Here is a 7,667-nt window from a genome sequence, read left to right on the forward strand (position 1 = left end):
GAAATAATATTTTTTTCGACTATAACCCCAAACAATAACACAATGCGAATTTTTATCCCTTTTAAACCTATTTTTATGCAGCTTACCTCTTTGGCCCTTTAGCCATTAATCGCCATTAGGTAAGTTAAAAATAATAACAAAAGGGATAAGTAATGAAGCAATTTAATCGTCGGGATTTTTTAAAGGCAGCCAGTGTAGCTGCCGCTGCAGGTGTGGTTAGTGGCTGTGCATCTAGTGGCAGTGTTCATACTAGCGCGCCTATGCAACAAGGGCGCTCCGTTATCGGTTTGGTCGCACCTAAAATGGATGTGGTGAAGTAGAGTTTATTGGTGTGGGTCAGCGCGGGTATGGCCATGTAAAGCGTATGAGCCACATTGAAGGCACTCAAATAGTGGCTATTTGCGATACTCATACAGAGGTTTTAGAACGTGCCGCTAATTATTTAGTTGATACGGGAGTGGCAAAGCCTGCATTGTATAGTGGCAGTGAGCGCGCTTATCAACAAATGCTCGAACGACAAGATATTGATATTGTGATTATTTCAACACCATGGGCATGGCATGCGCCAATGGCTATCGATACCATGAACAGCGCAAAACATGCTTTTGTTGAAGTGCCTCTGGCACTGACTGTTGATGAAATGTGGCAAATTGTCGATACCGCAGAGCGTACGCAAAAAAACTGCATGATGATGGAAAATGTTAACTACGGCCGCGACGAGTTAATGGTATTAAACATGGTACGCCAAGGTGTATTTGGGGAGCTGTTACATGGCGAAGCGGCGTATATTCATGAACTGCGCTGGCAAATGAAAGAGCTTGAGCACAAAACAGGCTCATGGCGAACGCAGTGGCATGCAAAACGTGATGGTAATTTATATCCTACGCATGGATTAGGGCCGGTATCGCAATACATGAATATAAATCGTGGCGATCGGTTCGATTTTTTAACCTCAATGAGCTCACCTTCACTTGGCCGAAGCGCCTATGCGCAACGTGAGTTTGCTGCCGATCACCCCCGTAACCAGCTCAATTATATTACCGGTGACATGAACACGACGCTGATTAAAACTCTCAAAGGGCGCAGTATTATGGTGCAGCACGATACGACAACCCCTCGACCGTACTCACGACATAACTTAATACAAGGCACGAATGGCGTGTTTGCAGGTTTCCCTAATCGTATTGCCCTTGAAACTGGTGGCTCAAAAAGTTTTCATGAGTGGGATTATGATATGAGCGCATGGTATGAGCAGTACGACCATCCCTTATGGACAAAAATGGGTGAAGAGGCGCAGCGCAATGGTGGTCACGGTGGCATGGACTTTTTAATGTTTTGGCGGATGATTTACTGCTTAAGAAATGGTGAACCGCTAGATCAAGACGTTTATGATGGGGCGGCATGGTCGGTTATTTCGCCGTTATCAGCCCAATCTGTGAGTGAGCGTAGCCGCTCAATAGATATTCCCGATTTTACTCGCGGGGCATGGCAAACCGCACAGCCTTTGGGCATTGTAAGCTAAGCCAATAAAAAAGAGCGCGTGCGCTCTTTTTTTATTTATTGGTTATGTCTATTAGCTACTTCTCACATCAACCTTGAGTTTAAGCTTTTGGCCTGGCTGTAAGTATTTTTGCCCAGCCAAGTCATTCCATTTAATAATATCGCTCACGGTTAAATTAAACTTAGAGGCTATACGCGCTAATGAATCACCCCGACGCACTTTATAAGTAATGGTGCGGTTGGTGTTATTCGCTGACTCTTTAGGCTGATTTGCTGATTTATAAACAACCAATTTTTGATTTAAACGCAGCACTGCATTTTTCTTCAGCTTATTCCACTTAGCTAATTCACCCATAGTGACATCGTATTCGCGGCTTATGTCCCACAATGTGTCGCCACTTTTTACCGTGTGTGAGAGCTTAGTGCGCAAACTTTTATTAGCGGCCACGCGTACTTGCTGAGGTAAATGTTCACTGTTAATTTTACCATCAGTTAGCGGTACTAAAATTTGTTGGCCAACACGAATTACGTTTGAATCAAGCTTATTTAATGATTTTATTGCATTGGTGCTAGTGGTGAATTTACTGGCAATTACCGACAGGCTATCACCTTTTTTTACTTTATATTGTTGCCAGCGAAGACGATTTTTAATGTCAGTTGCAGCCAATTTTTCTGTAAATTGCTCTACTTTATCGGTGGGTATTAATAAAAAGTGTGGGCCATCAGGGTCTGTTGCCCAGCGGTTAAATCCAGGGTTTAGTCTGTATAGCTCGGTAAGGGTCATGTCAGCCATATCGGCTGCCAGCGCTAAATCAATCTGTGACTCAATATTGACCACTTCAACCACTTGCGCGTTAATAATAGGCTTCCATGACACATTAAAATCATCAGCGCGCTTTAATAAATCGGCTAATGCTAATAATTTAGGCACGTAGGCAGTGGTTTCACGAGGTAAATCAAGTGACCAAAAATCGGTTGGTAAATGCTTTTTACGATTCTTTTTAATCGCACGCAGTAAGCGGCCTTCACCTGAGTTATAAGCTGCAATTGCGTTCAGCCAGTCACCCTCAAGGGTTTTGTGTAAGTATGAGAGATAATCAAGCGCTGCGCGAGTTGATTGCACAATGTCGCGACGGCCGTCATACCACCAGTTTTGTTTTAAATCAAAACGCTCGCCGGTTGCTGGCATAAATTGCCAAATACCCGATGCGGTGCGATGCGAGTAGCCATAAGGGTCAAAAGCACTTTCTACTATAGGTAAAAGTGCAATTTCGATTGGCATTTCACGCTTTTCAATTTCTTCAACAATAAAGTGCAAATACGGCTCAGCACGTTTAGAGATACGATCTAAGTATGCTTGATGGCGCGCATAATAGTTACGCTCAGCGACCACTGGGCGATTTTGGGGAATATCGATAGATAATTGGTAACGAATACGCTCCCAAACATCGTCAAACACAGGGGCTTCCTCTTCGATATCGTTCACTTGTTGATATTGCGCGTTTATCATCAGCGCCGTGCTAATATCGTTTGGGCTTGCGCCTTCAAGCTGGTCTAGTGCCTGATTTTGTGAATCTGTGTTTAACGTTGTCAGTGTTTGACAACCGCTTAGCGTCATCGCTAAGACCAATAAAAGAGGAGATTTATTCATAAATACCAATACATAGGGTAAAAAACTCGGCGAATACTACCCATAATGAGTCAACATTGCCACTTATGACCGTTAAAAGTTCCAAACAAATATGATTAGAAAATGTTAACTTATTGTTTGTTAACTAATCGTTTTATTATTATTGTTGCTAGCGCATGTTTAACCTTGAAAGGTCAACAGGCCCAAATTAAAAATGATCTTTGAACTTTCTCAGACTAGCAAAGTTTTCCCAAGGTTCATTGTTTTTTGTAACTAAACAATATTCTTTTGGTATTAATTCTGTAATGTTTGGCAAATTACTACGCATAAAAGGGTTAATTTTCAGCTCATGGCCTATGGTACTTGGCAACGTTATTTCATCTTTATCACGCAATTCATCCACTTGCTGGCTGTAAGCGAGTAACTCGGGGTTTCGTGGCTCAACCGCTTTTGCAAACGCCAAATTCGCCTGGGTGTATTCATGAGTGCAATACACTTTGCAATCACTCGGTAGTGCACTAAGTTTATTAAATGAATGCCACATTTGTTCTGGAGTGCCTTCAAATAAGCGCCCACAACCACCGCTAAATAATGTGTCGCCAGTAAAGGCAAGTGCATCATTAACATAACAAATATGATCGAGTGTGTGGCCAGGCGTGGTGATAATATTAAATGAGGTGCCTAAAACGGTAATCGTTTGGTCTTCATTTAAAGGCTCTATTATTCCTTTAAATGGACTGTTACTTGGGCCGTAAACCTCAACGTTTGGATACTGTTTTACTAATTGGGCAACGCCATCAGTGTGATCATAATGATGATGCGTTATTAAAATACCGCCTAGGGTTAAATTATACTGTGCTAAATGCTCAGTGACCGGCGCAGATTGGCCAGGGTCAACCACCCACGCTTGATTATTATGCTCGGTGGTTAAGCACCAAATGTAGTTATCATAAAAGGCTTTAATTGCTTTGACTTGCACCATGTATCGTTGCTCTATAAAGTGGTATTTAATTAATATTATAACGAGCTTATATAATGAAACCAGCCCTTAGTTTTCAAGAAGGCCCCAAACCGTTGTCATGGCAACAGTTTCCGCATGGTGATTATTTACGTTGTGATATAGAACGCAAATTGTCGCCGTGGTTACCACGTATGTTTGGCTATCATATGCTTAAATTGGGTAATTTAAGTGGCGAGTTAGATACCAGCAAAAGTTCCATTAAGCATCAAGTATGCGTTGCAGAGCCAGGCCCTTATACCGGAGTGGTGGCTGACATAGACGAACTGCCTTTTTATGAGCACAGTATAGATGCGTGCATTATGAGCCATTGTTTAGAGTATCACTCAGATCCGCATCATATATTACGTGAGGCTCATCGTACGCTTATTCCCGGAGGTTATATTGCCATTACCGGTTTTAATCCTTTTAGCTTTTGTGGGTTAGCGCAATTACTGCCATTTAGTGGTCAAAAATTACCGTGGACAGGGCGCTTTTTTACCCCTGCACGCGTTAAAGACTGGCTTAATTTGCTTGGGTTTGAAATTGTGGCCGATGAACGCTTTATTTATTCATCGTTGGCACGCGGTAACCGGTTGTCGCGGTTTGCGTTTTGGCGCAGCTTTACCAAGCAATATTTAAAACCTATGGGCAGTGTATATTTGCTGGTGGCACGAAAGCGTGTTGCGCCACTTACGCCAATAAAACCTAAGTGGCATGCACGGCCACAATTTGCGCCAATAAAAGGGGTAGGGCTTAGGCAGACCTCAAAGCAACATTATCAGCAAAATAAAAAATAGTGCGATATTGAGGGTTACGGTTGGTAACCTTCATCATCAATTAAGTTGTTGCCGCTGGCCGCATCACGGGCAAGGTCGTCAACAATTTCATTATATTTATGGCCACTGTGACCTTTTACCCATTTCCAAGTAACATCGTGCTCGGCGCAGGCTTTATCGAGACGTTTCCATAAGTCGACATTTTTAACCGGCTTTTTAGCAGAGGTTTGCCAACCGCGTTTTTTCCAATTGGTGATCCATGACTCAATACCCTGCTTAACATATTGGCTATCGGTAGTTAGGGTTACAGGGCAAGAACGGTTAAGGGATTCCAGCGCCACAATGGCTGCCAGCATTTCCATACGGTTGTTGGTTGTAAGCTTGTAGCCTTGGCTTAATTTTTTTCATGGGCTTCATAAATCATAAAAATACCATAACCACCGGGGCCTGGATTACCTAAACACGAACCATCGGTGTAAATCTCTACGGTTTTTTGCACTGTTTTACCTTGATATTATGTACAATAAAGTGATTATAGAAAGATACCAGAGTCAGGCTTAATTCGATATGGCACGCAGACAAATAGTTTTAGATACAGAAACCACCGGCATCGACCCTAAACAAGGGCACCGTATCATTGAGATCGGCTGTGTGGAGCTTATGAATCGTCGGTTAACCGGCAATAATTTTCACGTTTACATTAATCCGCAGCGCAGCATTGAAGAAGAAGCAATCGATGTTCACGGTATTACTAATGAATTTTTACGCGATAAACCGCTTTATCGTGATATTGCTCAAGAGTTTTTTGACTATATTAAAGGGGCTGAGTTAGTTATTCATAATGCGCCGTTCGATATTGGCCATATGGATAATGAATTTGCGTTATTAAACCAAGGCTATCAAAACACCCATAGTTTTTGTGGCGTGCTTGATACCCTTAAAATGGCGCGTGACTTGCATCCAGGGCAAAAGAACAACCTAGATGCACTTTGTCGCCGCTACGATGTTGATAACACTAAGCGGACGTTACACGGCGCCTTACTGGATTCTGAAATTTTAGCCGATGTTTACCTGGCAATGACCGGGGGGCAAGTAAAGCTAAACCTAAATCAAAACAAAGATGACTCAAGTGAAGATCAAAAAGGCGGTATTAGACGCCTAAGTAGCGACAGGGCGCCTCTGGTAGTTATAGCAGCTAGCGATGCAGAGCAAAGCGCACATCAAACGCGTTTAGACATTGTACAAAAGGAGGGCGGCCATTGTTTATGGCGCGCTGAATAGGGCATTATTATGAAAACGCTATTAGTAGTTTCACTGCTTTTAATTGCCGTGTGTTTCCACCCCGATGCACACAGCGTAAAGCAAGTTGAAGAGTTAAAAGGCAGCGGTAAACAAAATGAAATCCCGTTACTGGATAACCGTTTTCGTGTTGATGACAAAATTGATGAAATAAAATTAATATTCTTTAGACGCCCAGGATCGCCTGCCGTTATTTTAGTAAGACCCGATGGCACTAAATACTTTGCTATTAATGCGGTGAGAAACACCAGCCTTGATTGGTACGATGAATTAAATTATGACTTAGTGGTTATTCGCAATCCCATGCCAGGGCCGTGGCAAGTTATTGGCCAAATAATGGCAGAGAGCCGCATTGTTGTTATTGGTGAGTTATCACTTAAAGTTGAACCACTGCCTAAAATTCTTTTTCAGGGTGAAACTGTAAAAATAACCGGTGAGATTTTAAATGATGGCGAGCCGATTCGTGCCAACCTATTTAAAGATGCGGTCTCGCTTAATGTGAGCTTTGTGAGCACCAATAATGAGAACTTTGAAAACTTTGGTGCAGGCATACAACAAGTAACCGAATTTAAAGATGATGGCTATGGCTTTGATGAGCGTGCCAAAGATGGTGTGTTTACCGGTGAGTTTACTTTAAATTTTACACCCGGCGAATGGCGTCCTGAGCTTTACATTACCACCGACGTATTAGAGAGACGGGTGGTTCAAGATGCTATTGTTGTACATGAGCCGCCCTTTAGCTTCACCTCCGTTGAAGCAACCGAAGAGGGTGACGATCATCGCATTACCATCAATATTGATGATAAGCTTTTAAAAGCTGAAACGGTGATCATGCAAGGTAAAATTTATTATCCCAATGGTGAAGAACAGGTATTTTACTTAGATAGTAACAGCACCACAGCGAGAGAGTTGGCTTTACAAGATTATGGTTGGGGACGATACAACATCGAAATCTCTGTTTTTGGCTCAACAATTAATGACCGAGAGTTTATGGCCACATTGCCAACCTATTTATTTGAAATAGAAAGACCGATAGAAGTGATTGCAGAAATTCCAGTTGCCAGTGTCACCGAACCAGAAAGTATTCCTGTGCCAGTTGTAAAACCAAAAGTAATGGCCACGGGATTAATGGTTAGTTTAATTGTTGGTGGAAATTTAGCCATTTTATTTATAGGTTGGCTATGTATTCGTGTTTTTGTGCAGAACAAACCATTAAAACTTAAATTGAATTTAACTTTTTTAAAGAAAAAGAAAGCCGTTGAGTCAAAAAAGCCGAGCAGCAAAAATCAGATGATTCAGAAAGTAGCTCAAAAATAGACAAATCAGGTGGAATTTTAAACCTTTCGATGTCAGATGACTAAAAAAACCTGTAAAAAAAACAAAAAAAGCCCTTGACGAAGCAGGGGCTGGTTCGTATTATTCACGCCGCTGTCAGGGGAGACTCAGACAGAAACGAAAATGC

General features: G+C 42.1%; 5 protein-coding genes and 2 pseudogenes. 4 read left to right on the forward strand and 3 right to left on the reverse strand.

Annotated features, from left to right (window positions below; genetic code table 11):
- Positions 1–152 precede the first annotated feature (152 nt).
- Positions 153–1,522 (forward strand): annotated as a pseudogene (locus P20439_RS07355) (Gfo/Idh/MocA family protein).
- A gap of 51 nt (positions 1,523–1,573) precedes the next feature.
- Here the strand turns inward: P20439_RS07355 and P20439_RS07360 are convergent.
- Positions 1,574–3,151, reverse strand: a complete 1,578-nt coding sequence (locus P20439_RS07360; RefSeq protein WP_036933166.1) for a LysM peptidoglycan-binding domain-containing protein — start codon at positions 3,149–3,151, stop codon at positions 1,574–1,576.
- 187 nt (positions 3,152–3,338) lie between these two features.
- Entirely contained in the window at positions 3,339–4,112 is a 774-nt protein-coding gene (gene gloB / locus P20439_RS07365) for a hydroxyacylglutathione hydrolase (RefSeq protein WP_008465727.1), read from the reverse strand.
- 53 nt (positions 4,113–4,165) lie between these two features.
- Here gloB and P20439_RS07370 point away from each other — a divergent pair, with 53 nt between their 5' ends.
- The gene (locus tag P20439_RS07370) at positions 4,166–4,927 is read left to right on the forward strand and encodes a class I SAM-dependent methyltransferase (protein ID WP_008465729.1); all 762 of its coding nucleotides are present in this window, start codon (positions 4,166–4,168) and stop codon (positions 4,925–4,927) included.
- 14 nt (positions 4,928–4,941) lie between these two features.
- Here the strand turns inward: P20439_RS07370 and rnhA are convergent.
- A pseudogene (gene rnhA / locus P20439_RS07375) lies at positions 4,942–5,405 on the reverse strand (ribonuclease HI).
- Between the two features lie 68 nt (positions 5,406–5,473).
- Here rnhA and dnaQ point away from each other — a divergent pair.
- On the forward strand, positions 5,474–6,187 hold the full coding sequence (dnaQ, locus tag P20439_RS07380) for a DNA polymerase III subunit epsilon (RefSeq protein WP_008114597.1): 714 nt from the start codon (positions 5,474–5,476) through the stop codon (positions 6,185–6,187).
- Positions 6,188–6,196: 9 nt separating this feature from the next.
- The gene (locus P20439_RS07385; protein ID WP_008465733.1) at positions 6,197–7,522 is read left to right on the forward strand and encodes a TIGR03503 family protein; all 1,326 of its coding nucleotides are present in this window, start codon (positions 6,197–6,199) and stop codon (positions 7,520–7,522) included.
- Positions 7,523–7,667 lie beyond the last annotated feature (145 nt).

The sequence above is a fragment of the Pseudoalteromonas sp. BSi20439 genome, from assembly GCF_000241165.1.
Taxonomy (GTDB): Bacteria; Pseudomonadota; Gammaproteobacteria; order Enterobacterales; family Alteromonadaceae; genus Pseudoalteromonas.